The sequence below is a fragment of the Streptomyces oceani genome (genome assembly GCF_001751245.1).
Classification (GTDB): domain Bacteria; phylum Actinomycetota; class Actinomycetes; order Streptomycetales; family Streptomycetaceae; genus Streptomyces; species Streptomyces oceani.
Genome location: NZ_LJGU01000133.1, coordinates 95,668 through 122,473, shown reverse-complemented (window position 1 = coordinate 122,473; position 26,806 = coordinate 95,668). Strand labels below are relative to the sequence as shown.

The 26,806-nt window shown below is 71.4% G+C and carries 24 protein-coding genes; 15 read left to right on the top strand and 9 right to left on the bottom strand.

Features of this window, described 5'->3' with window-relative positions; all coding sequences use genetic code 11:
* From AN216_RS18240 to AN216_RS29335, 13 genes are all read left to right on the top strand, one after another.
* On the top strand, positions 1 to 526 hold a 526-nt coding region (locus tag AN216_RS18240; protein WP_212732722.1), incomplete at its 5' end, for a hypothetical protein.
* Between the two features lie 187 nt (positions 527 to 713).
* Positions 714 to 2,834 carry an excinuclease ABC subunit UvrC gene (uvrC, locus tag AN216_RS18235; protein WP_070197760.1) on the top strand — a complete coding sequence of 707 codons (2,121 nt, stop codon included), beginning with the start codon at positions 714 to 716 and terminating at the stop codon, positions 2,832 to 2,834.
* An 18-nt stretch (positions 2,835 to 2,852) separates the two neighbouring features.
* The gene (gene rapZ, locus AN216_RS18230; protein WP_170843160.1) at positions 2,853 to 3,788 is read left to right on the top strand and encodes an RNase adapter RapZ; all 936 of its coding nucleotides are present in this window, start codon (positions 2,853 to 2,855) and stop codon (positions 3,786 to 3,788) included.
* Positions 3,788 to 4,840, top strand: coding sequence for a gluconeogenesis factor YvcK family protein (locus AN216_RS18225; protein ID WP_070197758.1), 1,053 nt, complete (start codon positions 3,788 to 3,790; stop codon positions 4,838 to 4,840). The genes rapZ and AN216_RS18225 overlap by 1 nt, the downstream gene beginning before the upstream one ends.
* Positions 4,831 to 5,808: a DNA-binding protein WhiA gene (gene whiA / locus AN216_RS18220; protein WP_070197757.1), complete on the top strand. Its 978-nt coding sequence runs from the start codon at positions 4,831 to 4,833 to the stop codon at positions 5,806 to 5,808. Before AN216_RS18225 ends, whiA begins: the two co-directional genes overlap by 10 nt.
* A gap of 255 nt (positions 5,809 to 6,063) precedes the next feature.
* Positions 6,064 to 7,068 carry a type I glyceraldehyde-3-phosphate dehydrogenase gene (gene gap, locus AN216_RS18215; RefSeq protein WP_070197756.1) on the top strand — a complete coding sequence of 335 codons (1,005 nt, stop codon included), beginning with the start codon at positions 6,064 to 6,066 and terminating at the stop codon, positions 7,066 to 7,068.
* Between the two features lie 130 nt (positions 7,069 to 7,198).
* Positions 7,199 to 8,437, top strand: coding sequence for a phosphoglycerate kinase (locus AN216_RS18210; RefSeq protein ID WP_070197755.1), 1,239 nt, complete (start codon positions 7,199 to 7,201; stop codon positions 8,435 to 8,437).
* Positions 8,438 to 8,531: 94 nt separating this feature from the next.
* A complete protein-coding gene (gene tpiA, locus AN216_RS18205; protein ID WP_070197754.1) occupies positions 8,532 to 9,308 on the top strand; it encodes a triose-phosphate isomerase in 777 nt (258 codons plus the stop codon).
* A 113-nt stretch (positions 9,309 to 9,421) separates the two neighbouring features.
* Entirely contained in the window at positions 9,422 to 9,655 is a 234-nt protein-coding gene (gene secG / locus AN216_RS18200; protein ID WP_107402028.1) for a preprotein translocase subunit SecG, read from the top strand.
* Between the two features lie 243 nt (positions 9,656 to 9,898).
* Positions 9,899 to 10,234 carry an RNA polymerase-binding protein RbpA gene (locus AN216_RS18195; protein ID WP_079166728.1) on the top strand — a complete coding sequence of 112 codons (336 nt, stop codon included), beginning with the start codon at positions 9,899 to 9,901 and terminating at the stop codon, positions 10,232 to 10,234.
* Positions 10,235 to 10,353: 119 nt separating this feature from the next.
* Positions 10,354 to 12,015, top strand: coding sequence for a glucose-6-phosphate isomerase (gene pgi, locus AN216_RS18190; protein ID WP_070197751.1), 1,662 nt, complete (start codon positions 10,354 to 10,356; stop codon positions 12,013 to 12,015).
* A gap of 379 nt (positions 12,016 to 12,394) precedes the next feature.
* Entirely contained in the window at positions 12,395 to 13,885 is a 1,491-nt protein-coding gene (locus AN216_RS18185) for a VCBS repeat-containing protein (protein ID WP_070197750.1), read from the top strand.
* A 137-nt stretch (positions 13,886 to 14,022) separates the two neighbouring features.
* Positions 14,023 to 14,175 (top strand): hypothetical protein, encoded by a 153-nt coding sequence (locus AN216_RS29335; RefSeq protein WP_170843159.1) that lies wholly within the window; start codon positions 14,023 to 14,025, stop codon positions 14,173 to 14,175.
* 40 nt (positions 14,176 to 14,215) lie between these two features.
* Here the strand turns inward: AN216_RS29335 and pgl are convergent, their stop codons facing one another.
* Genes pgl through tkt form a run of 5 tightly spaced genes read right to left on the bottom strand, consistent with a single transcriptional unit; the run spans position 14,216 to position 20,829 of the window.
* Positions 14,216 to 14,992 carry a 6-phosphogluconolactonase gene (pgl, locus tag AN216_RS18175; RefSeq protein WP_070197748.1) on the bottom strand — a complete coding sequence of 259 codons (777 nt, stop codon included), beginning with the start codon at positions 14,990 to 14,992 and terminating at the stop codon, positions 14,216 to 14,218.
* Positions 14,989 to 16,059 (bottom strand): glucose-6-phosphate dehydrogenase assembly protein OpcA, encoded by a 1,071-nt coding sequence (gene opcA / locus AN216_RS18170; protein WP_079166727.1) that lies wholly within the window; start codon positions 16,057 to 16,059, stop codon positions 14,989 to 14,991. The genes pgl and opcA overlap by 4 nt, the downstream gene beginning before the upstream one ends.
* Positions 16,056 to 17,591 (bottom strand): glucose-6-phosphate dehydrogenase, encoded by a 1,536-nt coding sequence (zwf, locus tag AN216_RS18165; protein ID WP_070197747.1) that lies wholly within the window; start codon positions 17,589 to 17,591, stop codon positions 16,056 to 16,058. Before zwf ends, opcA begins: the two co-directional genes overlap by 4 nt.
* Positions 17,592 to 17,597: 6 nt before the next feature.
* A complete protein-coding gene (tal, locus tag AN216_RS18160) occupies positions 17,598 to 18,716 on the bottom strand; it encodes a transaldolase (protein ID WP_070197746.1) in 1,119 nt (372 codons plus the stop codon).
* A 34-nt stretch (positions 18,717 to 18,750) separates the two neighbouring features.
* Positions 18,751 to 20,829, bottom strand: coding sequence for a transketolase (gene tkt, locus AN216_RS18155; RefSeq protein WP_070197745.1), 2,079 nt, complete (start codon positions 20,827 to 20,829; stop codon positions 18,751 to 18,753).
* Between the two features lie 353 nt (positions 20,830 to 21,182).
* On the opposite strand from tkt, the gene AN216_RS18150 reads away from it, so the two are divergent.
* Positions 21,183 to 22,124: a heme o synthase gene (locus tag AN216_RS18150; RefSeq protein ID WP_070197818.1), complete on the top strand. Its 942-nt coding sequence runs from the start codon at positions 21,183 to 21,185 to the stop codon at positions 22,122 to 22,124.
* 263 nt (positions 22,125 to 22,387) lie between these two features.
* Here AN216_RS18150 and AN216_RS18145 read toward each other — a convergent pair whose 3' ends face one another.
* The 4 genes from AN216_RS18145 to AN216_RS18130 form a co-directional block, all read right to left on the bottom strand.
* Positions 22,388 to 22,762: a hypothetical protein gene (locus AN216_RS18145; RefSeq protein ID WP_070197744.1), complete on the bottom strand. Its 375-nt coding sequence runs from the start codon at positions 22,760 to 22,762 to the stop codon at positions 22,388 to 22,390.
* A 125-nt stretch (positions 22,763 to 22,887) separates the two neighbouring features.
* On the bottom strand, positions 22,888 to 23,991 hold the full coding sequence (locus AN216_RS18140; RefSeq protein ID WP_079166726.1) for a COX15/CtaA family protein: 1,104 nt from the start codon (positions 23,989 to 23,991) through the stop codon (positions 22,888 to 22,890).
* Positions 23,992 to 24,078: 87 nt separating this feature from the next.
* Entirely contained in the window at positions 24,079 to 24,876 is a 798-nt protein-coding gene (locus AN216_RS18135; protein WP_070197743.1) for an ABC transporter permease, read from the bottom strand.
* Entirely contained in the window at positions 24,876 to 25,799 is a 924-nt protein-coding gene (locus AN216_RS18130; protein WP_070197742.1) for an ABC transporter ATP-binding protein, read from the bottom strand. The genes AN216_RS18135 and AN216_RS18130 overlap by 1 nt, the downstream gene beginning before the upstream one ends.
* Before the next feature lie 135 nt (positions 25,800 to 25,934).
* Between AN216_RS18130 and AN216_RS18125 the strand changes: the two genes are divergently transcribed.
* Entirely contained in the window at positions 25,935 to 26,780 is an 846-nt protein-coding gene (locus AN216_RS18125; RefSeq protein WP_070197741.1) for a helix-turn-helix transcriptional regulator, read from the top strand.
* Positions 26,781 to 26,806 lie beyond the last annotated feature (26 nt).

Here is a 26,806-nt window from a genome sequence, read left to right as displayed (position 1 = left end):
GCGTGGCGTGGCGGGGGCGCGGCAGCTGCGCCGGGTCGCCGGCGAGCCGGTGCTGACCGCCATCGCGTACGCCGTCGCCGAGGGGCTGTGCGAGGCGGGGCTGGTGCCGCGCGGGGCGGCGGCGGTCTCGTTGACCCCGGACGCGGAGGGCGCGTACCGGATCGGGCTGGAAGGTGTGCCTGAGGCGGCCTCGGAGTGCTTCGTGACCGCGCTGGACGAGGCCGTCTCCCCGGTCGGTGACCCGCGCTACCTGCTGCCCCGCTACGTCCCCGACCGGCAGGGCTGGCGGGCGGGCCACCGGGCCACCCGGAACAAGCTGTCGCACGCGGTGGTCCACCACGCGGTGCCGAGCGTGCTGGGCGGGCAACGGCGCTCCGCCGACGCGTACGCCGCCTGCTGGAACCGTTACGTCAGTGGGGGCGAAGCGGTCTACACGCGGTCCCCCGAGGGCGCCGGCCTGCTCGCCGCGCAGGCCGGTCGCTCACCGCTGGACGCCACGACGGCGCTCCGCGTCGGATGGGTCTGAGGGGCGGCGCGCTGCCCGTGCGCCTGCCCCCGCACCTTGGCCGTGCGCGCCGGCGCGCATTGGCCGTACGCCTGCCCCGCGCCCTACCCGTACGCGCGCCGGCGTGCGCGGGGCGGTGCGTCCGTGGGGCGCGGGCTCCCTCCCGGCGGCCGGTCGGCTGTCACCCTCAGGTCGTAGGGTGTGACACATGGCCGACCCGTCCAGCTACCGCCCCGAACCGGGACAGATCCCCGACTCGCCGGGGGTCTACCGCTTCCGTGACGAGCACCGCCGGGTGATCTACGTCGGCAAGGCGAAGAGCCTGCGCTCCCGCCTCGCCAACTACTTCCAGGACCTGGCGGGCCTGCACCCGCGCACCCGGCAGATGGTCACCACCGCCGCGTCGGTGGAGTGGACGGTGGTGGGCACGGAGGTCGAGGCACTGCAACTGGAGTACTCCTGGATCAAGGAGTACGACCCCCGGTTCAACGTCAAGTACCGCGACGACAAGAGCTACCCGTCGCTCGCGGTCACCATGCACGAGGAGTTCCCGCGGGTCCAGGTGATGCGGGGGCCCAAGCGGAAGGGCGTGCGCTACTTCGGCCCGTACGGTCACGCCTGGGCTATCCGGGAGACGGTCGACCTGCTGCTGCGGGTCTTTCCCGTACGCACCTGCTCGGCCGGGGTGTTCAAACGCTCCGCGCAGATCGGCCGGCCCTGCCTGCTGGGCTACATCGGCAAGTGCTCGGCTCCCTGCGTCGGTCGGGTGAGCCCGGAGGAACACCGCGAGCTGGCCGAGGAGTTCTGCGACTTCATGGCCGGGCGCACCGGGGCGTACGTCCGCAGACTGGAGCAGCGGATGCGGGACGCCGCTGAGGAGATGGAGTACGAGCGGGCGGCCAAGCTGCGGGACGACATCGAGGCGCTGAACCGCGCGATGGAGAAGAACGCCGTGGTGCTCACAGACGCCACGGACGCGGACCTGATGGCGGTGGCCGAGGACGAGTTGGAGGCCGCCGTGCAGATCTTCCACGTACGGGGCGGCCGGGTGCGCGGGCAGCGCGGCTGGGTCACCGACAAGGTCGAGGAGATCGGCACCGCCGGGCTCGTCGAGCACGCGCTGCAGCAGCTGTACGGCCTGGAAGAGGGAGACGCCGTCCCCAAGGAGGTGCTGGTCCCGGCACTGCCGGAGCCGTCCGAGCCGCTGGCACAGTGGCTCGCCGGGCACCGTGGCTCGGCCGTCAGCCTGCGTATCCCGCGCCGCGGGGACAAGCGGGCGCTGATGGAGACCGTCCAGCGGAACGCGCAGCAGGCGCTGGTGCTGCACAAGACCAAGCGGGCGTCTGACCTGACCACCCGCTCGCGCGCGTTGGAGGAGATCGCCGAGGCGCTGGACCTGGACTCCGCCCCGTTGCGTATCGAGTGCTTCGACATCTCGCATCTGCAGGGCGACGACGTGGTGGCCTCGATGGTGGTGCTGGAGGACGGGCTCGCCCGCAAGAGCGAGTACCGCCGGTTCCAGATCAGGTCCTTCGCCGGCCAGGACGACGTACGCGCCATGCACGAGGTGATCACCCGCCGCTTCAAGCGCTACCTTCAGGAGAAGCAGCGGACCGGCGAGTGGCCGGAGAGCGCGGAGGATGCCCAGGGCACGGTCGAGGACCCGGTGGGCACCGACGACCCGACGAGCGTTGAGAGCCCCGACGACCCCGAGGGGACGGCAGGTTCGGTGGTGACCGGCCCGGCGGACGCCGCCGTCGCCGCTCCGGCCGGAGCCTCCCCGCCGGGCGAGGCCCACGGCCGGGACGAGGAGGGCAGGCCGAAGAAGTTCGCCTACCCGCCGCAGTTGGTGGTCGTCGACGGCGGGCAACCGCAGGTCGCCGCCGCACAGCGGGCGCTGGACGAGCTCGGCGTCGACGATGTGGCCGTCTGCGGGCTCGCCAAGCGCCTGGAGGAGGTGTGGCTGCCGCACGAGACCGACCCGGTCGTGCTGCCCCGTACGAGCGAGGGGCTCTATTTGCTGCAGCGCGCCCGGGACGAGGCTCACCGGTTCGCCATCCGCTACCAGCGCGGCAAGCGCTCCAAGTCGCTACGGACGGGGCCACTGGACGCGGTGGCCGGGCTCGGCGAGACCAGGAAGCAGGCGCTGATCAAGCACTTCGGCTCGGTCAAGCGGCTGCGGGCCGCCACCGTCGAGGAGATATGCGAGGTGCCCGGAGTGGGGCGTAAGACCGCGGAGTCGGTCGTCGCGGCGTTCGCCGGGGCGGCGGGACCGGCGTCCGGGGTGAACACCGCCACCGGTGAGATCGTGGAAGAGGAAGCACAGTGACGACGGGGGACCAGCACCATGAGCTCAGCACCCGCACAGCACAGAGACGGAGCACAGGTGAGCACGGCCGTAGGGGCGTCAGCCGATGACCCGGCCATTCCCGAACTCGTGATCATCTCGGGCATGTCCGGGGCGGGCCGCAGCACGGCGGCCAAGTGCCTGGAGGACCTGGGCTGGTTCGTCGTGGACAACCTGCCCCCCGCGCTGATCCCGACCATGGTCGACCTCGGCGCGCGCTCCCAGGGGAACGTCGCCCGGATCGCGGCGGTCGTCGACGTACGGGGCCGCCGCTTCTTCGACAACCTCAAGCAGTCCCTGGCCGAACTGGACGCCAAGGGCGTGACCCGGCGCACGGTGTTCCTGGAGGCGTCCGACGAGTCGCTGGTGCGCCGGTTCGAGTCCGTACGCCGCCCGCATCCGCTGCAGGGTGACGGACGCATCGTGGACGGTATCGGCGCCGAGCGGGACCTGCTGCGCGAGCTGCGCGGGGACGCCGACCTGGTGATCGACACCTCCAGCCTCAACGTGCACGAGCTGCGGGCCAAGCTGGACGCGCAGTTCGCCGGTGAGGAGGAGCCCGAGCTGCGCGCCACCGTGATGTCCTTCGGCTACAAGTACGGCCTGCCGGTGGACGCCGACCTGGTGGTGGACTGCCGTTTCCTGCCCAATCCGCACTGGGTACCGGAGCTGCGGCCGTTCACCGGGCTGAGCGAGGAGGTCGCCGGATACGTCTTCGCCCAGCCGGGGGCCAAGGAGTTCCTGGACCAGTACACCGAGCTGCTGCAGCTCGTCGCCAGCGGTTATCGCCGGGAGGGCAAGCGGTATGTCACCGTCGCGGTCGGCTGTACGGGCGGCAAGCACCGCTCGGTGGCGATGTCCGAGCGGCTCGCCCGCAGACTGTTCGACGGAGGGATCGAGACCGTGGTGGTGCACAGGGACATGGGACGTGAGTAATGCCCCGTAGGACCCTGCGCCTCCGGCGCGCCGGCCGTCCCGCACGCCGTGGTGCCCAGCCCAAGGTGGTCGCGCTGGGTGGCGGCACCGGCCTCGCCGCCTCGCTCGCGGCGCTGCGCCGGATCACCGGTGACCTCACCGCGGTGGTGACCGTCGCCGATGACGGCGGCTCCAGTGGCCGGCTGCGAGACGAGTTGGGGGTGCTGCCGCCCGGTGACCTCCGCAAGGCTCTGGCGGCGCTCTGCGGGGACGACGACTGGGGTCGTACGTGGGCCGAGGTGGTGCAACACCGCTTCGCGAGCCACGGCGAGTTGCACGACCACGCCGTCGGCAACCTGCTGATCGTCGCGCTCTGGGAGCAGCTGGGCGACCACGTGCAGGCGCTCGACCTGGTGGGCAAGCTGCTCGGCGCGCACGGCCGGGTGCTGCCCATGTCCGCTGTGCCGCTGGAGTTGCGCGCGAGCGTACGGGGCCACGATCCGGCCCGGCCGCTGGCGGTGTCCACGGTGTGCGGTCAGGCCAACGTCGCCCTGACCCCGGGCGAGGTGCGGGAGGTGCGGCTGGTGCCGTCCGACCCGCCCGCCGTCCCGGAGGCCGTGGCGGCGGTGCTGGACGCGGACTGGGTGGTGCTCGGACCGGGCTCCTGGTTCTCCTCGGTCATCCCGCACCTGCTCGTGCCGGAACTCCTCGACGCCCTGCGGGAGACCCGGGCCCGCCGGGTGCTCTCGCTCAACCTCGTGCCGCAGCCAGGGGAAACGGACGGATTTTCGCCGCAACGTCATTTGGAGGTTTTGGCCCGACACGCCCCTAAACTCGCCTTTGACGTGGTGCTGGCCGACCAAGCTGCGGTACCAGACCAGGGCAGCCTCGTGGAGGCCGCCCGACTGCTCGGCGCGACGGTCGAGCTGGCACCTGTGGCGGCACCCGGGGAGGTCTCCCTGGCAGGCCGTTCCGAGGAGTCCGGGGGTGGCCCCCGGCACGATCCGGAGCTGCTGGCCGTCGCGTACGACCGGATTTTTCGGATGCATGGAAGGATCGGCCCATGGCGATGACGGCAGCGGTGAAGGACGAAATCTCCCGACTCCCCGTCACCCGGACCTGTTGCCGGAAGGCCGAGGTCTCGTCGATCCTGCGGTTCGCGGGTGGCCTGCACCTGGTGAGCGGCCGGATCGTGATCGAGGCGGAACTCGACACCGGCGTCGCCGCACGCCGGTTGCGCAAGGACGTGCTGGAGATCTTCGGCCACGCCTCCGACCTGGTGGTGATGGCGCCCGGCGGGTTGCGGCGCGGTTCGCGTTACGTCGTACGGGTCGTGGCCGGCGGCGACCAACTGGCCCGCCAGACGGGGCTGGTGGACGGCCGCGGACAACCGATCCGCGGGCTGCCGCCGCAGGTGGTCTCGGGGGCCACCTGCGACGCCGAGTCGGCTTGGCGGGGCGCGTTCCTCGCGCACGGTTCGCTGACCGAGCCTGGGCGCTCCTCCTCCCTGGAGGTGACCTGCCCGGGGCCGGAGGCCGCGCTGGCTCTGGTCGGAGCCGCGCGGCGGTTGCAGATTCCGGCGAAGGCCCGTGAGGTGCGGGGCGTGGACCGGGTTGTGGTGCGGGACGGCGACGGCATCGGGGCGCTGCTCACCCGGCTCGGCGCGCACGAGGCCGTGCTGGCCTGGGAAGAGCGCCGGGTGCGCCGAGAGGTCCGGGCCAACGCCAACCGACTGGCGAACTTCGACGACGCCAACCTGCGCCGCTCAGCCCGGGCGGCGGTCGCGGCGGGGGCCCGGGTGCAGCGGGCGTTGGAGATCCTGGGGGAAGAGGTGCCGGAACACCTGGCGGCGGCCGGGCGGTTGCGGATGGACCACAAGCAGGCGTCCCTCGAGGAGTTGGGCGCCCTGGCCGACCCGCCGCTGACCAAGGACGCGGTGGCGGGGCGTATCCGGCGGTTGTTGGCGATGGCCGACAAGCGCGCCCAGGACATCGGCATCCCCGGCACGGACGCGACGCTCACCGAGGAGATGGTCGGCTGACCGGATCGTCGGTCGGGTGCCCGACCCTGGCCGCCGGGCCGGATGGCCGGATGTTCGACCCAGCTCTTACGAGTGGTGTGTGAGAGCCCCGCGGAACGGTCCCGAGGGGCGTCAACGGCCCGGTGGAGTCCGCTTCGCAGCCACTGGCCGATGTCACTCCCCGCGACCCGGCGCGGTAGGCTCGGAAGTGGTCGGGGACAGCCCATACAGCATCGCCGGTGTCCGTGCCGGCACAGCAAACGAGGAGATCGGTTCGTGACGATCCGCGTAGGCATCAACGGCTTCGGCCGCATCGGTCGCAATTACTTCCGCGCGCTCCTGGAGCAGGGAGCGGACGTTGAGGTCGTTGGTGTCAATGACCTGACCGACAACGCGACTCTGGTGCACCTGCTGAAGTACGACAGCATTCTCGGCCGCCTCCGGCAGGAGGTCAGCCACACCGACGACACCATCACGGTGGGCGGCCAGACCTTCAAGACGATGGCCGAGCGTGACCCGGCCCAGCTGCCCTGGGGCGACCTGGGCGCCGACGTCGTCATCGAGTCCACGGGCATCTTCACCAAGCGTGACGACGCCGCCAAGCACCTCTCCGCCGGCGCGAGGAAGGTCCTCATCTCGGCTCCGGCCAAGGAGGAGGACATCACCATCGTGATGGGCGTCAACCAGGACGCGTACGACCCGGCGAAGCACCACGTCATCTCGAACGCCTCCTGCACGACGAACTGCGTCGCGCCGATGGCGAAGGTGGCCGACGAGAGCTTCGGCCTCACCAAGGGCATGATGACGACGGTCCACGCCTACACCAACGACCAGCGCATCCTGGACTTCCCGCACAAGGACCTGCGGCGGGCCCGGGCCGCGGCGGAGAACATCATCCCGACCTCCACGGGCGCCGCCAAGGCCACCGCGTTGGTGCTGCCGCACCTCAAGGGCAAGCTGGACGGCATCGCGATGCGCGTCCCGGTGCCGACGGGTTCGGTCACCGACCTGGTGCTGGAGCTGGACCGTGAGGTCACCCGCGAGGAGGTCAACGCGGCCTTCCAGAAGGCCGCCGAGGGCGAGTTGAAGGGCTACCTGGAGTACACCGAGGACCCGATCGTCTCCTCGGACATCGTCAACTGGCCGGCGTCCTGCACCTTCGACTCCGCCCTGACGATGGCCCAGGGTCGTCAAGTCAAGATCGTCGGCTGGTACGACAACGAGTGGGGTTACTCCAACCGGCTCGTCGACCTCACGAGGCACGTCGGCAGCCGGCTCTGACCGCTGTGTGACGCGCAGTCTCGACACCGAACCGGGCCAGGGCCCGCGGGGGCGCGACGAGCGCCCGCCGTGGGCCCTGTGACCTGTCCGGGACCAGTCCCCAGCTTGTCTCCAAGGGAGCCCTGCACGCATGAAGACGATCGATGACCTTCAGGTCGCGGGAAAGCGGGTCTTCGTCCGCGCCGACCTGAACGTTCCGCTCGATGGCGAGACCATCACCGACGACGGCCGCATCCGGGCGGCCGTACCGACCATCCGCAGGCTCGCCGAGGCCGGTGCCAGAGTGGTCGTCGCCTCCCATCTGGGGCGCCCGAAGGGAGCCCCGGAAGCCCGCTTCTCGTTGGCCCCGGTGGCGCGGCGCCTCACCGAGTTGCTGGGCGACTCGACGCGGGGCGACAAGGTCGCCTTCGCCACCGACACCGTGGGGGCCAGCGCCCGGGAGACCGTCCACGCGCTGCCCGAGGGGGCTGTCGCGCTACTGGAGAACCTCCGCTTCAACCCCGGCGAGACCAGCAAGGACGACGCCGAGCGCGAGGACTTCGCCGTACGGCTCGCCGCGCTCGCGGACTGCTACGTCGGTGACGGCTTCGGCGCGGTCCATCGTAAACACGCCTCGGTGTACGACCTGCCGGCCCGGCTGCCGCACGCCGCCGGCGGGCTGATCAGCACGGAGGTCGGGGTGCTGAGGAGGCTCACCGAGGACGTCAGCCGGCCGTACGCGGTGGTGCTCGGCGGCGCCAAGGTCTCCGACAAGCTGGGGGTCATCGACCACCTGTTGGACAAGGCCGACCGCATCCTCATCGGCGGTGGCATGGCGTACACCTTCCTCAAGGCCCAGGGCCACGAGGTCGGTTCCTCGTTGTTGCAGGAGGACCAGCTGCCGGCGGTGCGCGGCTATCTGGAGCGCGCGCGGGAGCGGGGCGTGGAGTTCGTCCTGCCGGTGGACGTGCTCGCCGGGGCGGAGTTCCCGGACCTGGGTACGAAGGCGCCGGCGGACCCGCGGTCGGTGCCGGTGGAAGCCATCCCGGCGGAGCTGATGGGGCTGGACATCGGGCCGCGGAGCCGCGAGCTGTACGCCGCGAAGCTGGCCGACGCCGCCACCGTCTTCTGGAACGGCCCGATGGGCGTCTTCGAGCATCCCGACTACGCCGAGGGCACCAGGGCCGTCGCGCAGGGGTTGCTGGACGCCCGCGCTCCGGGAGGCGAGCCGGCGTTCACGGTGGTCGGCGGTGGTGACAGTGCCGCGGCCGTGCGTCTTCTCGGCTTCGACGAACACGCCTTCGGGCACATCTCGACCGGCGGTGGCGCCAGCCTGGAGTATCTCGAGGGCAAGACGCTGCCCGGCCTCGCCGCGCTGGAGGACCAGTGAGCGACGGGCGTCCGGCCGGTCGTACGCAGACCAACACCCCATCCGTGCCCGCGCGCCGTGCGGGTCTGGACGCGAACAAGGAGACAACGGCCCGATGAGCAGCCGCATGCCCCTGATGGCGGGCAACTGGAAGATGAACCTCAACCATCTCGAAGCCATCGCGCACGTCCAGAAGTTGGCGTTCGCGCTGGCCGACAAGGACCACGAGGCGGTGGAGGTCGCCGTGCTGGCGCCGTTCACCGACCTGCGTTCGGTGCAGACCCTGGTCGACGGCGACAAGCTGCGCATCCGGTACGGCGCCCAGGACATCTCGGCGCACGACTCCGGTGCCTACACCGGCGAGGTCGCCGGGCCGATGCTGGCCAAGCTGCACTGCACGTACGTCACCGTCGGGCACTCCGAGCGGCGCCAGTACCACGGCGAGGACGAGGACCTGTGCAACGCAAAGGTGCTCGCCGCCTTCCGGAACGACCTCACCCCCATCCTGTGCGTCGGGGAGCCGCTGGAGGTACGCAAAGCCGGCAGCCAGATCGAGCACACCCTCGCCCAGCTGGACGGTGGCCTGCGCGGAGTCACCGCCGAGCAGGCCGCGACCCTGGTGGTCGCGTACGAACCGGTGTGGGCCATCGGCACCGGCGAGGTCGCCACCCCGGAGGACGCCCAGGAGGTCTGTCACGCCATCCGGCGTCGCCTCGGCGAGCTGTACGATGCGAGTGTGGCGGAGGCCGTCCGCATCCAGTACGGCGGCTCCGTGAAGTCCGGGAACGTCGCCGCGATCATGGACAAGCCCGATGTGGATGGGGCGCTGGTGGGTGGCGCGGCCCTGGACGTGGACGAGTTCGTGAAGATCGTCCGCTTTCGCGATCAGTGACGAGTGACGGCGGGTGAGGACTCGTCGTACGCTGTCGGGGATCGGGCCGTCGTCCCTCCCCGTCCGATCCGTGAACGCCCGCAAACAAACCGTCCGAGAGAGTTGGTCCAGCCGTGGTCATGGGGTTCTCTATCGCCCTGCTCGTCGTCAGCGCACTGTTGATGCTGCTGGTGCTGATGCACAAGGGCAAGGGTGGCGGTCTCTCCGACATGTTCGGTGGCGGGATGCAGAGCTCCGTCGGCGGCTCGTCGGTCGCCGAGCGCAACCTGGACCGCATCACCGTGGTGGTCGCGCTCGTCTGGACAGCCGTGATCGTGGTGCTCGGCCTGCTGATGAAGTTCAACTGACCGTCCGCACGCTTCGTGCCGGTGGGCGGAAGCAGTAACTCCGCACCCTGGACGTGCGTTACGTCCTACGTAGACTGGTGCCGCATCGGCCAGGCTTGCCGATGCGGCACCAGGTCGTTTCGTGCGGCCGGGGCGGCAGGACACGGCGTTCCGCCCGGATCTCCGGGCGCGCGGCACGCGAGCGCGCACGACGTCTCCCGTCCGCGGCCGCTCGGCAGCACCGCGAGGCAGGGAGTGACGACCGTGACAGGTGGCAACGCGATCCGGGGCAGCCGGATCGGAGCGGGGCCCATGGGCGAATCCGCACGAGGCGAGTCCGCGCCCCGTCTGCGTATCTCGTTCTGGTGTGCGAACGGCCACGAGACCCAGCCGAGCTTCGCCGGCGACGCCCAGATCCCGGAGACCTGGGACTGTCCACGCTGTGGCTTCCCGGCCGGCACCGACCAGGACAACCCGCCCGATCCGCCACGCTCCGAGCCGTACAAGTCACACCTGGCCTACGTACGGGAACGGCGCAGCCCCGAGGACGGCGAGGCGATCCTGGCCGAGGCACTGGCTCGGCTGCGCGGCGAGGTGTAGGGGCGCAGCGGGGAGTTCCAGGATTCCGCCTCGTCCGTGAGCGGTTCACCGGGTGGTGGGTGTTCGGCACTAGGTTGGGTGTCGGCGGGGGCACGTACGGACGAGGACGGACTTCGAGCATGACGCACACGAACGCGGCAGGGCGTACCCGACTGGACCAACTGCCCCAGTGGCGCGCACTGGCGCAGCACCGGGACAAGCTGGGGGACACCGGGCTGCGGGAACTCTTCGACGGCGACCCCGAGCGTGCCGTGCGACACGGCGTCGAGGTCGGCGACCTGTATCTGGACTACTCCAAGCACCTGGTGACCGAGGAGACACTGCGGTTGCTGCGGGACCTGGCGGAGGCGGTGGACGTGGCCGGGTTGCGGGACGCGATGTTCCGCGGTGAGAAGATCAACGTCACCGAGGGCCGGGCGGTGCTGCACACCGCGCTGCGCGCGCCACGGGACGTGGTGATCGAGGTGGACGGTGAGGACGTGGTGCCGGGGGTGCACTCCGTGCTGGACCGGATGAGCGCCTTCGCGGATGCCGTACGCGCCGGCCAGTGGGCCGGGCACACCGGGCTGCCCATCCGCACGGTCGTCAACATCGGCATCGGCGGCTCCGACCTCGGGCCGGCGATGGCGTACGAGGCGCTGCGGCCGTACGCTCAGCGCGACCTGGACGTCCGTTTCGTCTCCAACGTGGACGGTGCCGACCTGCACGAGGCGCTGCGGGATCTGGACCCGGAGCGGACGCTGTTCATCGTCGCCTCCAAGACCTTCACCACCCAGGAGACCCTGACCAACGCCAGGGTCGCGAAGGCGTGGCTGCTGGACTGCCTGGGTGCGGAGGAATCGGCGGTCGCGAAGCACTTCGTCGCGGTGTCGACGAACACCGCCGAGGTGTCGGCGTTCGGCATCGACCCGGAGCACATGTTCGAGTTCTGGGACTGGGTGGGCGGTCGGTACTCCTACGACTCTGCGATCGGTCTCTCGCTGATGATCGCCATCGGGCCGGTGCGCTTCCGGGAGATGCTGGACGGCTTCCGACTGGTCGACGAGCACTTCCGTACCGCACCGGTGGAACACAACGCACCGATGCTGATGGGGTTGTTGGGGGTCTGGTACCGGGGCTTCTACGACGCCCAGACCCACGCCGTACTGCCGTATTCGCACTACCTGGCCAAGTTCCCGGCCTATCTGCAACAACTCGACATGGAGTCCAACGGCAAGTCGGTGGACCGCGACGGAGAACCGGTCAGGTGGCAGACCGGCCCCGTCGTCTGGGGCACACCCGGCACGAACGGCCAGCACGCGTACTACCAACTGCTGCACCAGGGAACCTCGCTGGTGCCCGCTGACCTGATCGGTTTCGCCCGCCCGATCGGGGAGCTGGGAGTACTGGCCGAGCAGCACGACCTGTTGATGGCCAATCTGTTCGCGCAGGGGCAGGCGTTGGCCTTCGGCAAGACCGCCGACGAGGTGCGCGCCGAGGGGGTGCCGGCGGAGCTGGTGCGGCACCGTTGTTTCGAGGGTGACCGACCCAGCAGCACGCTGCTCGCCAGCGAGCTGTCGCCGTCCGTGCTGGGGCAGTTGGTCGCGCTGTACGAGCACAAGGTGTTCGTACAGGGCGCGGTGTGGAACATCGACAGCTTCGATCAGTGGGGCGTTGAGCTGGGCAAGGTACTGGCCAAGCGCGTCGAGCCGACGTTGGCGGCGGGCGCGTCGACCGACGGGCTCGACGCCTCGACCGCCACCCTGGTGGATCGTTACCGGCGCCTTCGCGGACGTGGCTGACCGCGGCTGACGGCGGGAGGGGCCGGGACCGCTCCAGCTGACTCCGGTCCGGGAACGGACCTCGTGCCGCCCGAGGAGGACCGGCGCGTGCTGGAGCGACCGGTCGACACGGCGCTCGAACCGTCGTCGGAAACGGTCCGCTGATCCGGCCGGCTGGGGCCCTCCACCGGATCCTCACATCCCTACGTGGCGCTGTGCCCTGGGCGTTCGGCTCACGCGGCGGCCCGGGCGGCGGAGCGCGCCGAATCGCCGCGGGGCGCCGTGCAACGGCGTGCCGGTGACGGCTGTCCTAGGTCGCGAAAGAACTGCGCACATCGGGGTGCGAGTGAACCGTTCCCATCACGGGTCGGGACGATCACGCACCCGGCTAGGAGAACTCGTGTCGCACAAGCGCACCCACCGCAAGAGGCACGCCCCCCGCACCATCGTCGCCGCCGCCGCGACGGTCGCCGCGGTCGTCGCGGCGCCAGTGGCCTGGGGCAGCATCAACGAGTCCGGTGGCAGCACCGGCGCGGACAAGCCGCGTACCCCCACCGAGGTGACGGCCGACTTCGACAACGACGGCCACGAGGACCTCGCGACCGGGGCACCCGGGGCCGCCGTGGACGGCGAGTTCAACGCCGGCTACATCGCGGTGAGCTACGGCTCGGAGGGTGCGGCACCGGACCGTACGCAGGTGCTGAGCCAGGCCGACGAGGCGGTGCCCGGCGAAGCGACGGAGGAGGCGGCCTTCGGCCTCCACTCGGTGGCCCGTGACCTGGACGGCGACGGCTACACCGACCTCGTCAGCACCTCGGACGGACTGGAGACCGAATCGGACGGCGTCGGCGTGCTCGTCCTCTGGGGCTCGTCGGAGGGTCTGCAGCGGGGCACCGTCCTCCAAGGCGCCTCCGTGCCGGGCGGCATGGGCGAGGCGTATCCGCTGGTCGGCGGCGACTTCAACGGGGATCGGAAGGCGGATCTGGTGCTCGGCGCCGGCCAGCGGGAAGGCTACTTCAAGGGCCCGTTCACCCGGGAGGGCAAGCCGGCCGCGGTGGGTCCGGTCCCGGGCACGCGGGACACGTCGGAGGGCCTCGTCGCCGGGGACGTCAACGGCGACGGTGCCGACGACCTGGTGAACCTGCGCGAGGGCGAGACCCGGAAGGAGTCCCGGGCGGAGTACATCGCCGGCGGGAAGGAGGGCTTCGGGAAGCCGGACCGTTCACTGCTGCCACCCGCCGACAACGGGACCGTCGGCGACGTCGACGACGACGGTTACGGCGACCTGGTCCTGCGTACCCTGAAGCGGGACGAGGACGACCCCGAGAGGCTGGTCGCCGGGCCACTGGCCGTACTGTCCGGCTCGGCGGAGGGGCCCGACCCGGAGCGCACGACGAAGATCGACCAGGACACCGAGGGCGTACCGGGGAAGGACAGGCAGGGCAGCATGTTCGGGGCCGCTCTGGACGCCGGGGACGTCAACGGCGACGGCTACGCGGACGTGGCCGTGGGCGTCCCAGCCCAGGACGTGGACGGCAAGAAGGACGCCGGCGCCGTGATCCTGCTCCGGGGCGGATCCGAGGGGCTGACCGGGAAGCAGGCGCGGATGGTGGACGAGTCCACCGGCGGCGAGCCCTCGGACGTGGAGAAGAACAACCAGCTCAGCGGTGGCGCCATGCGCACCGACGCGGACCTGCCGCTGCGGCTGCTGGACGTGACCGGTGACGGAGACCAGGACCTGGCCGTCGGCACGCCCGAGGACGACGACGGCGCGGGCATCGCCCGGACGCTCGCCGGGGACGAGGCGTACGCCCTCACGCCGGGGAAGCTGCCGGACGGGACGGAGGTGCCCGAGAAAGACAGCGGTCTCGGATACGCCTTCGCCCAGTGACCCGGGGCCCGTCGCCAGGTGACACCCGGCGACGGGCCCCGGGTCCGGACCGGACCGCGCGTTTCGTGCCCCGCCGGGTGGCCACCCGGAGCGTGCGGCGCCGGTGCGGCGGCGGGAGCGACCGACAGGGGCTCGCGATGATGGAACGGACAACCTCCCAGGCCGAGGGCGAGCGCGTCGACGACAGCACGGGGACCGATGAGGAGTACGGCCACCCGGACGTGCCGCAGACGACACCCTCCCAGGCCGAGGGCGAGCGGGTGGAGGACAGCCGCGAGGGCGGCGACTGACCGGAGCCGGCTGGTCGTACGAGCCGACGGCTGGCCGCGCTCAGGAGGAGACGGGCGGGGCGAGGTCCGGAGGCAGCTGCCCCGCAGCCGCGCTGTCCAGCAGCCAGAGCGTCCGGGCGCGGCCGTACGCACCGGCGGCCGGTGCCTGGATCTCGCCCGCGCCGGACAGCGCCGTGGCCACCGCCGGTGCCTTGTCGGCACCCGCCGCCAGCAACCACACCTCCCGCGCCGAGCGGATCGCGGGCAGCGTCAGCGAGATCCGGGTCGGTGGCGGCTTGGGTGCACCGTGCACGCCCACCACGGTGCGCTCGCTCTCCCGTACGCCCGGGTGCTCCGGGAACAGCGAGGCGACGTGCGTGTCTGGTCCGACGCCCAGCAGCAGGACGTCGAAGGCCGGTACGGGCCCGTGGTCCGCCGGGCCGGCGGCCGCCGCCAGCCGCTCGGCGTACGCCGCCGCCGCCTCGTCCACGTCCGCGCCGTCGGCGGCGGGCATGGGGTGTACGCGGGCGGCGTCCAGCGGCACGTCCCTCAGGAGCGCCTCGGTCGCCTGTGTGACGTTGCGTTCCGGATCGCCCTCCGGCAGGAAGCGTTCGTCGCCCCACCACACGTCCAACCGGGACCAGTCGACGGAGTCCCGAGCCGGGGAGCCGGCGAGCGCGGTCAGCAGGCCGTTGCCGCCCCGGCCACCGGTCAGCACGACGGCGGCGGAACCGCGCTCCGCCTGCGCCGTCACCAGCGTGGTGGCCAGTCGGGCCGCCGCGGCCTCCGCCACGGCCCGCGCGTCGGGATGCACCACGAGTTGTCCGGGCGCGGTCACCGCGGGGCCTCCGAACCCTCGTCGGAGCTGGCGGACTCACCGGACTCACCGGACTGATCGGTCTCCCCGGAGTCATCGGAGCCGCCGGACGAACCGCCGGCCTCGACATCCTCCCCCCGGCCCCGGCCGCCCTGCCGCGGCTCGGCCAGCCGATGCACCCCGAGCCGTACCGCCTGCTCGTACGCCTCGTCCGGGTCGAGCCGGCGCAGCTCCTCGGCGATCAGCTCGGCCGTCGTACGCCGGTGCAGCGCGACGTGCCGGTCCGGCTGCCCCGGCACCGCCAGCTCCGCCAGCGAACCGTGCGCCCGGTCCAGGCAGATCTCCCCGTCGACGGTCGCCAGTCGTACGGCCGTGATGCCCGGCCCGACGGACGTGACGCGCCGCACGGGGACCCGCAGTCGCTCCGTCAGCCACATGGCCAGCAGTTCCGTGGACGGGTTGTACTCCTCGCCCTCCACCTCGGCGCCGCTGATCGTCGTGTGCTTCTGGTCCAGGGCGGAGGCCAGCACGCTGCGCCAAGGGGTGATCCGTGTCCAGGAGAGGTCCGTGTCACCCGGCGCGTAGGTCTCGGAGCGCAGCGCGAGCGTACGCACCGGGTCCTCGGTCGCCGCCGCGTCGGTGATCCTGCGCTGCGCGAGCTTGCCCAGCAGGTCCCCGGCCGGATTCTCCGGGGCGTCCTCCGGCCACCACACCACCACCGGGGCGTCCGGCAGCAGCAGCGGCAGCACCACGCTGTAGGCGTGCGAGGCCAGTTCGCCGTGCAGTCGGAGGAGCACCGTCTCGCCCGCGCCCGCACCGCCCCCGCCGAGGCGCACCTCGGCGTCCAGCCGGGCCAGCGCCCGGTCCCGCGGCGAGCGGCCGGGCCGGCGTACCACCACGAGGATGCGGGACGGGTGCTCCTTCGACGCCTCGCCCGCGGCCTTCAACGCGTCGTAGTGATTGCCCTCGTCGGTGACGACCACCAGGGTCAGCACCATGCCGACGGCGGGTGAACCGCTGGCCCGCCGGGCGTTCACGAGTGCCGTGTTGATCTGGCTGGACGTGGTGTCCGTGAGGTCGATGTTCATGGCCGACGCCAGCTCCGTCCGTCTCGCGCGAGCATCTCGTCCGCGGCCCGTGGGCCCCAGGTCCCCGCCGGGTACTGCTCGGGCCGGCCGTACCGGGCCCAGTGCTCCTCGACCGGGTCCAGGATCTCCCAGGAACGCTCCACCTCCTGGTGGCGCGGGAAGAGGTTCGCGTCGCCGAGCAGCACGTCCAGGATCAGCCGTTCGTACGCCTCCGGACTGGACTCGGTGAAGGACTCGCCGTAGGCGAAGTCCATGGTCACGTCGCGGATCTCCATCTGGGTGCCGGGCACCTTCGAGCCGAACCGGATGGTCACCCCCTCGTCCGGTTGCACCCGGATCACCAGGGCGTTCTGTCCCAACTCCTGGGTGTCGGTGGTGCCGAAGGGGGAGTGCGGGGCGCGCTGGAAGACGACCGCGATCTCGGTGACCCGGCGGCCCAGCCGCTTGCCGGTGCGCAGGTAGAAGGGCACGCCCGCCCAACGGCGGTTGTCGATCTCCAGCTTCACCGCGGCGAAGGTGTCGGTGGTGGACTCCGAGTCGATGCCCTCCTCGTCCAGATAGCCCGGCACCTTACGGCCGCCCTGCCAGCCCGCGGCGTACTGCCCGCGCACCGTGTGCGTGGCCAGGTCGGCCGGCAGCCGCACGGCGTTCAACACCTTGAGCTTCTCGGTGACCAGTGCCTTGGCGTGGAAGGAGGCCGGCTCCTCCATCGCGGTCAGCGCGAGGAGTTGTAGCAGGTGGTTCTGGATGACGTCCCGCGCCGAACCGATGCCGTCGTAGTAGCCGGCCCGTCCGCCGATGCCGATGTCCTCCGCCATGGTGATCTGCACGTGGTCGACGTACGACCGGTTCCACAGCGGCTCGAACATGGTGTTCGCGAAGCGCAGCGCGAGGATGTTCTGAACGGTCTCCTTGCCCAGGTAGTGGTCGATGCGGAAGACCTCGCTGGGCCGGAATACCTCGTGCACCACCTGGTTCAGCTCCCGGGCGCTCGCGAGGTCGTGCCCGAACGGCTTCTCGATGACCGCGCGGCGCCACTGTCCCGTCTCGCCGGACGACAGCCCGTGCCGCTTGAGCTGTGCGACCACGGTGGGGAAGAACTTCGGCGGCACCGAGAGGTAGAAGGCGAAGTTGCCGCCCGTGCCACGTGACTTGTCCAGCTCCTCGACCGTCGACCGGAGTCGCTGGAACGCCGCGTCGTCGTCGAAGACCCCCGGCACGAAGCGCATCCCCTCGGCCAGTTGCTGCCAGACCTCCTCCCGGAAGGGCGTACGCGCGTGCTCCCGCACCGCGTCGTGCACCACCTGGGCGAAGTCCTCGTGCTCCCAGTCGCGGCGGGCGAAGCCCACGAGCGAGAAGCCGGGCGGCAGCAGGCCGCGGTTCGCCAGGTCGTACACCGCCGGCATCAGCTTCTTACGGGACAGATCGCCCGTGACCCCGAAGATGACCAGGCCCGACGGTCCCGCGATACGCGGGAGCCGCCGGTCCTGGGGGTCACGCAGCGGGTTGACGGGGTCGGCCGCGCTGCTCACTGTCGACTACGCCTCCTTCGGCGCGAGGCGCCTCAACTCCGCCTCGGTGGAGCTCAGCAGTTCGTTCCAGGAGGTGGCGAACTTCTCCACGCCCTCGTCCTCCAGCACCTGCACCACATCGTCGTAGCTGATGCCCACCGCCGCCAGCGCGTCCAGGTCCGCGCGGGCCTGCTTGTACGTGCCGCGTACGGTGTCGCCGGTGATTTCCCCGTGGTCGTCGGTGGCCTCGAGGGTCGCCTCCGGCATGGTGTTGACGGTGTTCGGCGCGACCAACTCGGTGACGTACAGGGTGTCCGGGTAGGCCGGGTCCTTCACCCCGGTGGAGGCCCACAGCGGACGCTGCACGTGGGCGCCCCGGCGGGCGAGCGCCTGCCAGCGGTCCGCGGCGACCACCTTCTCGTACGCCTGGTAGGCCAGCCGGGCGTTGGCGAGGGCCGCCTTGCCCTTCAGGTCCTTGGCCTGGTGGGTGTTCCGCTCGTCCAGCCGCTTGTCGATCTCCGTGTCCACCCGGGAGACGAAGAAGGAGGCGACCGAACGGATCGCCGCCAGGTCCAGCCCCTTGGCGTCCGCCTTCTCCAGGCCGGACTGGTAGGCGTCCATCACCTCGCGATACCGGTCCAGCGAGAAGATCAGCGTGACGTTGACGCTGATGCCCCGGGCGATCGTCTCGGTGATCGCGGGCAGGCCGGCCTTGGTGGCGGGGATCTTGACGAAGGCGTTCGGCCGGTCCACCAACCAGGCCAACTGCTTCGCCTCGGCGACGGTCGCCTTGGTGTCGTGCGCCAGCCGCGGGTCCACCTCGATGGATACCCGGCCGTCCTGCCCGTCGGTGGCGTCGTAGAGCGGACGCAGGATGTCGCAGGCGTCCCGTACGTCGGCGGTGGTGATCATGCGGACGGCTTCCTCGACCGTCACCCCGCGGGCGGCGAGGTCGGCGAGCTGCTCCTCGTATCCGTCGCCGCCCGAGATCGCCTTCTGGAAGATGGTCGGGTTTGTCGTGACGCCGACGACGTGCTGCTCGTCGAGCTGTTCGCCCAGCTCGCCCGAGGTGATCCGCTTGCGCGACAGGTCATCCAGCCAGATCGCGACGCCCTCGTCGGTCAGGCGCTTGAGTGCGTCTGTCATGGGAAATGCATCTCCTACTGGTCGAGTACGGACGTCAGCGTGCGGCGGCCTGGAGGGATTCCCGGGCGGCCTGGGCGACCGCCTCGGCGGTGAGGCCGTATTCGCGGTAGAGGGTCTCGTAGTCGGCGGACGCTCCGAAGTGCTCCAGCGAGACGATCCGGCCGGCGTCCCCGACGTACTTGTGCCAGGACATGCCCACGCCGGCCTCCACGGCCACCCGGGCCCGTACGCGCGGCAACAGCACGGTGTCGCGGTACCCCTGGTCCTGCTCCTCGAACCACTCCACGCACGGCATCGAGACGACCCGTGCGGCCACTCCCTCGGCCCGCAGCAACTCCTGCGCGCCGACGGCCAACTGCAGCTCCGAGCCGGTGCCGATCAGCACCACCTCCGGCTTGCCGTCCGCGGCCTCGGAATGGATGTACCCGCCCCGCGCGGTGTTCTCGTTGGGCTGGTAGGTGGGGACGTTCTGCCGGGTCAGGGCGAGGCCGTGCGGGGCGGGCCGGGTGGCGTGCCGCTTGAGGATCTCCGCCCAGGCCAGCGCCGTCTCGTTGGCGTCCGCCGGGCGTACGAGGTTCAGGCCCGGGATCGCCCGCAGGGACGCCAGGTGCTCGATCGGCTGGTGGGTCGGTCCGTCCTCGCCCAGGCCGATGGAGTCGTGCGTCCACACGTGCGTGACCGGCGCCTTCATCAGCGCGCCCAGCCGCACGGCGTTCCGCATGTAGTCCGAGAAGGTCAGGAACGTGCCGCCGTAGATCCGGGTGTTCCCGTGCAGCGCGATGCCGTTCATCGCGGCGGCCATCGCGTGCTCCCGGATGCCGAAGTGCACCGTGCGGCCGTACGGGTCGGCGCCCGGCGAGCCGTTGCCCACGGGCAGGAAGGAGGTGTCCGCGAAGGTGGTGTTGTTCGAGCCCGCGAGGTCGGCGGAACCGCCCCACAGCTCGGGGATCACCGGCCCCAGGGCCTTGAGGACGGCGCCGGACGCCTTGCGGGTGGCCATGCTGGCGGACTCGCCGGCCTCGAAGCTGGGGAGCTTCTCCTCCCAGCCGAGGGGCAGTTCGTCCTTGCGGATGCGGTCGTGCTCGGCCGCCCGCGCCGGGTTCGCGGCGCGCCAGTCGGCGAACCGCCGGTCCCACTCGGCGTGCGCCTCCCGGCCGCGGTCCACGGCGCCGCGCGCGTGCGCCAGGACCTCGTCGGTCACCTCGAAGTCCTTCTCCGGGTTGAAGCCGAGGACCCGCTTGGTCTCCGCGACCTCCTCCGCGCCCAGCGCGGAGCCGTGCGCGGCGCCGGTGTTCTGGGCGTTCGGCGCCGGCCAGGCGATGATCGAGCGGACCGCGACGAAGGACGGGCGGTCGGTCTCGGCCTGCGCGGCCCGCAGCGCGGCGTACAACGCGGCCGGGTCCAGGTCACCGCTGGGCAACGGGTCGACGCGCTGTACGTGCCAGCCGTAGGCCTCGTAACGCGCGGCGGTGTCCTCGGAGATGGCGACCGAGGTGTCACCCTCGATGGAGATGTGGTTGTCGTCCCACAGCAGCACCAGGTTGCCGAGCTTCTGGTGGCCGGCCAGGGACGACGCCTCCGCGGAGATCCCCTCCTGCAGGCAGCCGTCGCCCGCGAAGCACCAGATGGTGTGGTCGAAGGGGGAGCTGCCGGCGGCGGCGTCCGGGTCGAACAGGCCGCGCTCGTACCGCGCTGACATGGCCATGCCCACGGCGTTCGCCACGCCCTGGCCGAGCGGTCCGGTCGTCGTCTCCACGCCCACGGTGTGGCCGTGCTCCGGATGGCCGGGCGTACGGCTGTCCCACGTACGGAAGGCCTTCAGGTCGTCGAGCTCGAGGCCGTACCCCGCGAGGTACAGCTGGATGTAGAGGGTCAGGCTGGAGTGGCCGACGGACAGCACGAAGCGGTCCCGTCCGCTCCAGTCCGGGTCGGTCGGGTCATGCCGCATCAGCTTCTGGAAGACCGTGTAGGCGGCGGGTGCCAGGCTCATCGCCGTGCCGGGGTGGCCGTTGCCGACCTTCTGCACGGAATCCATGGCCAGGACTCGGACGGTATCCACGGCACGCTGGTCCAGATCGGTCCAGTCCAGGCCGGTGGTCGGCTTGTTGCTCACCCTGCGTCAGGGCTCCTCTCCACAGGACGTGTCGAACGCCCGGTGTGACGGTTCACCGGACAGCCCCGAGCGTACCGCTGTCCCGTGACCGTGCTGGTCCGTGCTCACCCTCTGGGCACTCGCCGTCGTACGCCGGTCGGGTGGGCCGTACGCGTCCCTCTCGCGCGGGCGACCGGAGACGATCTGGCCCTCCGGCTCCGGCTCTCCCGCTCGGGATGTGCGGGCCGTCAACACGACCGACCCCCGAGGTGGGTCGCGTATGGCCAACGTCTAGAGTGGCGTGCTAAGTGCGAGCCTTCCCAGGGCCCTCCGGCCTGGGAACTCGCTTGTCCATGAGGCGATCAGGGGTGTTCGTGACGGCCGTCGAATCCCGTCCCGCGGGGGTGCTGGAGCCCGGCACCCGTCACCGGCCGGTCGGTGCCCTGGTGAAGGCGTTCATCGCGCTCACGAAGCCGCGCATCATCGAACTGCTGCTGATCACCACGATTCCGGTGATGTTCCTGGCCGCGCAGGGTGTCCCGGACCTGCCGCTGGTGGTGTTCACCTGTGTCGGCGGCTATCTGTCCGCCGGCGGGGCGAACGCGCTCAACATGTACCTGGACCGGGACATCGACGCGCTGATGTCCCGTACCTCGCAGCGCCCGCTGGTGACCGGGATGGTCACGCCCCGCGAGGGCCTCGTCTTCGGGCTGAGCCTCGCGGTCGGCTCCACGCTGTGGTTCGGGCTGCTGGTCAACTGGCTGTCCGCGGCGCTGTCGTTGGGCGCGCTGCTGTTCTACGTCGTCGTCTACACCATGCTGCTCAAGCGGCGCACCGCGCAGAACATCGTCTGGGGCGGGGTGGCCGGCTGCATGCCGGTGCTGATCGGCTGGTCCTCCGTGACGAACGAGGTCAGCTGGGCCGCCGTCATCCTCTTCATGGTGATCTTCTTCTGGACGCCGCCGCACTACTGGCCGCTGTCCATGAAGGTCAAGGAGGACTACGCGCGGGTCGGTGTCCCCATGCTCCCGGTGGTCGCCGCGAACACCGTCGTCGCTCGGCAGATCGTGGCCTACAGCTGGGTGATGGTCGCGGTCTCGCTGGCGCTCTGGCCGTTGGGGTACGTCGGCTGGTTCTATCCGCTGGTGGCGGTCCTGGCCGGTGCCTGGTGGCTCAAGGAGGCGCACGGCCTGCAGCGGCGCGCCAAGGAGGGTGTCACCGGCGCCAAGCTGAAGGAGATGCGGCTCTTCCACTGGTCGATCACGTACGTCTCGCTGTTGTTCGTCGCGGTCGCGATCGACCCCTTCCTGCGCTGACTCCCACGCACCTGGCGCGGCGCCGCGTCGCGGGCCCGGGTGCTTGTCGCCCCCTGACCGGCACTCACGTGGCTCCCGCCCGTGCTTCCGTCCCCGTTGTCCCCGTGCTCGCGCGGCGCCGGCTTGTCGTACGCACGAGGGCGGCCCGGAACCGTACGGAGTCCGGGCCGCCCTCGCGAACCCGCCGAGCGGGTGTCGGGACCCGGCGGGGCTGACCTGATCGGCTCTGGCCGCCCGCTTCCCGGCCGGCTCAGTTCCCGGTCTCAGTTCCCGGCAGTGCCGCCGCCGAGTTGGATGCCGGCCATCCGGGACCACTCGTAGGGCCCGGTACGCATCCTGCCGGCCAACTCCCCGTCCAGCGTGTCGTGCAGGGTGACCCCGGCCCTCTCGGCGGCCTGCTCGGCCATCGCGCGTGAGGGTGCCACCTGGTCGCCCCAGGTGCCGTCCTCAGCCACCAGGACGAGACGTACGCCGCGCTGCCCCAGGTAGGCGATCTGCCCCTGTGCCTTGCCCCCGTGTGCCTGGGCGAAGGCGCCGATGCGGTTGGCGAGCCGTACGGTGCGCCGTTCGTCCCGGCGGCTGCCGGATGGTGCCGGGCGGTCCGGACCGTTGTCCTCCGCCTGCGCTGTGTCTGTCATGCACCGGATGCTACCGGCGGGTAGGCGAATGGGGCGACCGTGGCCGGACGCGATCTCGCTCACCCCGGGTGTACGGTCCCGCGACTCACACGACGCGGTGACGGGTGCCAGGCGAACGACGCGAGCTAACCGCTGGTCGTCAGCGGATCGGTGTCGGTGGCTTCCCGGGAGGGCGCCGAAACGGTCGCCGGGACGCCCGGCTCGTTGTCTTCAGCGGCGTTAGGTTCGCTCGCGGCGTCCCCGGCGTCCCGGGTGTCCGTACTGCCCGCGGTCCTCGGACGCTCCGCCGCGCCGTCCGGCAGGCCGCGCTCCCGCAGGGACAGCATCACGCGCAGCATCGCGATCCACACCAGCGCCGAACCGAGCAGGTGCAGCCCCACCAGTACCTCGGGGAGTTCGGTCAGGTACTGCACATAGCCGATGGCGCCCTGCCCCAGCAGCACGAGGAACAACTCGCGGGTCCGGCCCCGGGGCCCGGCCGGCGCGTCCATCGCCCGCAGCGCCAGCCACAGCACCACCGTCAAGGCCACCACGAGCCAGGCCAGCGCCGCGTGCACACGGGCGACGGTCTCCCAGTCCATCGGCATCCGCGGTACGTCACTGCTGTCCCCGGCATGCGGTCCCGAACCGGTGACGCCGGTGCCGACCACGATCAACGCCGCGGTCGCGGCCGTGAGTCCCCAGGCCAGCTTCCGTACCGGGGAACCCACCAACGGACGCGGTGGGGCGTCGCCCTCCCGAGCCCGCAGCCAGGTGATCGTCGCGACCGTGAGCAGTGCCGTGGCCAGCAGGAAGTGTCCGGCGACGGTGTACGGGTTCAGCTCCGTCAGCACGGTGATGCCGCCGATCACGCCGTTCGCGATGACCAGCCAGAACTGTCCCCAGGCCCAGCGGCCCAGCGCCAGGCGCTTGGGCTTGACCGAGCGTGCCGTCACGATCGCCCAGCCGATGGCGGCGCACACGACGTACGTCATCAGCCGGTTGCCGAACTCGATGGCGCCGTGCACGCCCATCTCGGAGGTGGCGACCAGGCTGTCGTCGCCGCACTTGGGCCAGGTCTCGCAGCCGAGACCGGAACCGGTCAGCCGGACCGCCGCGCCCGTCACGATGATCAGGACGCTGGCCGCGAGCGCGGTGAAGGTGGCGCGTCGCAGCGTGCGCTGGGTAGGGGTCCAGCGGGCCGCGACGTACGCGACGGGATTCCGTACGACTTCGAGCAGTTTCGGCACGGGCCCATGCTAGGACCCTCTTGTGCGTGCCTTCACAAGGGGGTCACGGGCGCGGCCCGTACGGGTTGGTAGCGCGGGGGGAGGCGGTCAGTCCCAGCGGAAGAACCGGGCCGCCGCGGTCAGCCCGAGCACTGCCCAGACCGCCAGCAGGACCAGCTCGCCCCAGGGCATACCGGCCCCGTGCCGCAGGACCTCGCGCAGTCCCTCGGAGAGCGCGGAGATCGGCAGCAGCTCGAGTACGCCGCGCACCGGGTCGGGGAACTTGTCCAGCGGCACCACCACACCGCCGCCGACCAGCAGCAGGATGAACACCAGGTTCGCCGCGGCGAGTGTCGCCTCCGCGCGGAGCGTGCCGGCCATCAGCAGCCCCAGCCCGGAGAAGGCCGCCGTCCCGGCCACAAGCAGCAGCAGTACGGCCAGCACGGCCGGCGCACCGCCCCTCGGGGACCAGCCGAGCGCGAAGGCCACCGAGGTCAGCAGCACTACCTGCAAGGCCTCGATGGCCAGCACCGACAGAGTCTTCGCGGTCATCAGCCCCCAGCGCGGCAGCGGCGAGACGCCGAGCCGCTTCAGCACGCCGTACCGTCGCTCGAAGCCGGTGGAGATCGCCTGTCCGGTGAAGGCGGTGGACAGCACGGCCAGAGCGAGGACGCCGGGCGCGAGGTAGTCCACCCGCGAGCTGTCGCCCGCCCCGTCGCCGGGCAGGTCGACCAGGTCCACGCCGCCGAACAGCACCAGCAGCAGGGTGGGGATCACCACGGTCAGCAGCAGTTGTTCGCCGTGCCGCAGCAGCATCCGGGTCTCCAGCGCGGCCTGCGCGCGGATCATGCGCGGCAGCGGGGCCGCTCCCGCCGCCGGGGCGAACGTGCTCTCGCCGGTGGCCATCAGCGAAGCTCCTTGCCGGTCAGCTCGAGGAAGACGTCTTCGAGGGTGCGGCGTTCCACGGTGAGACTGTGGGGCAGCACGCCGTTCTGCGCGCACCAGGAGGTGACGGTGGCCAGCAGTTGCGGATCGACGTCGCCGGTCACCCGGTACGCGCCCGGGGTGAGTTCCACCGCGGTGCTCTGCCGCGGCAGCGCCTTGAGCAGCGATACCACGTCGAGTCCGGGGCGCCCGGTGAAGCGGAGGGAGTTCTCCGCGCCGCCGCGGCACAGCTCCTCCGGTGGCCCGGAGGCGATGCGGCGGCCGGCGTCGATGATGGCGACCTCGTCGGAGAGTTCCTCGGCCTCGGCCATGTGGTGCGTGGTCAGCAGCACCGTGACGCCGTCCGTGCGCAGTTGGCGGATCAGCTCCCAGGTGGCGTGCCGGGCCTGCGGGTCGAGGCCCGCGGTGGGCTCGTCCAGGAAGACCAGTTCCGGCCGCCCGACGACGGCCATCGCCAGCGCGAGCCGCTGCTGTTGGCCGCCGGACAGCCGACGGTAGGGCGTACGACCGCAGCTGCCCAGGCCCAGTCGTTCGATCAGTGGCTCGACGGGGAGCGGGTGCGCGTGCAGGGCCGCGATGTGCCGCAGCATCTCGGCGGCGCGGGCGCCGGGGTAGACGCCGCCCTGCTGCAGCATGACGCCGATCCGGGGGCGCAGCGCGGCGGCTTCGGCGAGTGGATCGCGGCCCAGCACGCGTACGTCGCCCGCGTCCGGGTGCCGGAAGCCCGCGCAGATCTCCACTGTGGTGGTCTTGCCGGCGCCGTTCGGTCCGAGGACCCCGGTGACCTGGCCGGCGGCCAGGCGCAGGTCGAGTCCGTCCACGGCGGTCTTGCCGGCGTAGCGCTTCACCAGACCCGCGATCTTGACAGCCGGCTCGGAGTGCATGGGGGGAGTCTAGGGAGCGGGTCTCGCGGGTGGCCGAGCGGGTGCTTGGTAAGGTTCGCCTTACGTGACGCACGCCATTCCAGCAGGTCAGGGCCTGGCTTGCTGGACTCCGGAGAATTACGCAACAATGGCGTTGTGAAAAAGGACGGCGATGCGGAGACGACGCGCGCGGCGGCCGGACCCGCCGCCGCTGGTGCTGCCTCGACGTCGGTTTCGGACGAGCAGCACGGCACCCGTAACCGGGTCGCCCGCTCGATCCTCGACCACGGCCCGTCCACCGCCGCGGACCTGGCGAAGCGTCTGGGGCTGACACAGGCCGCGGTCCGCCGCCACCTCGACACCCTGGCCGGAGAGGGCGTCGTGGAGGCACGGGAGAAGCGGGTGTACGGCTCGCGGGGCCGAGGTCGTCCGGCGAAGGTCTTCGCCCTCACTGACGGCGGCCGGGACGCCTTCGACCAGGCGTACGACCAGCTCGCCCTGGACGCGCTGCACTGGATCGCGCGTGGCGCGGGCGACGGCGCGGCCGGTCGGGCCGCGATCGCGGCCTTCGCCCGGTCCCGGGCCGAGGCACAGGCGGAGGGCTACCGGCAGATACTCGACCGCGCGCCCGCCCAGGGTCGTACGCAGGCGTTGGCGCGGGCGTTGACGCAGGACGGGTACGCTGCCACGGCACGTGAGGCGCCGGGGTCCACCGGAGAGCAGCTTTGTCAGCACCACTGCCCCGTGGCGCACGCCGCCGAGGAGTTCCCGCAGCTGTGCGAGGCGGAGACGGAGGTCTTCTCCCAACTGCTCGGCACTCACGTCCAGCGGCTCGCCACGATCGCGCACGGGGACGGGGTCTGTACCACCTTCGTGCCGCGTGCGCCCGCCGCGAGGAGTGCCGCCGACGCCGGAGACGCGCACCCCGCCACGGCGGGGCGAGCCGGCACCGACGGCACCGACAGCACCGACAGCACCGCCCCGAAACAGCAGACGCCGTGAGAACCAGCACCGCCGAAGACCACACC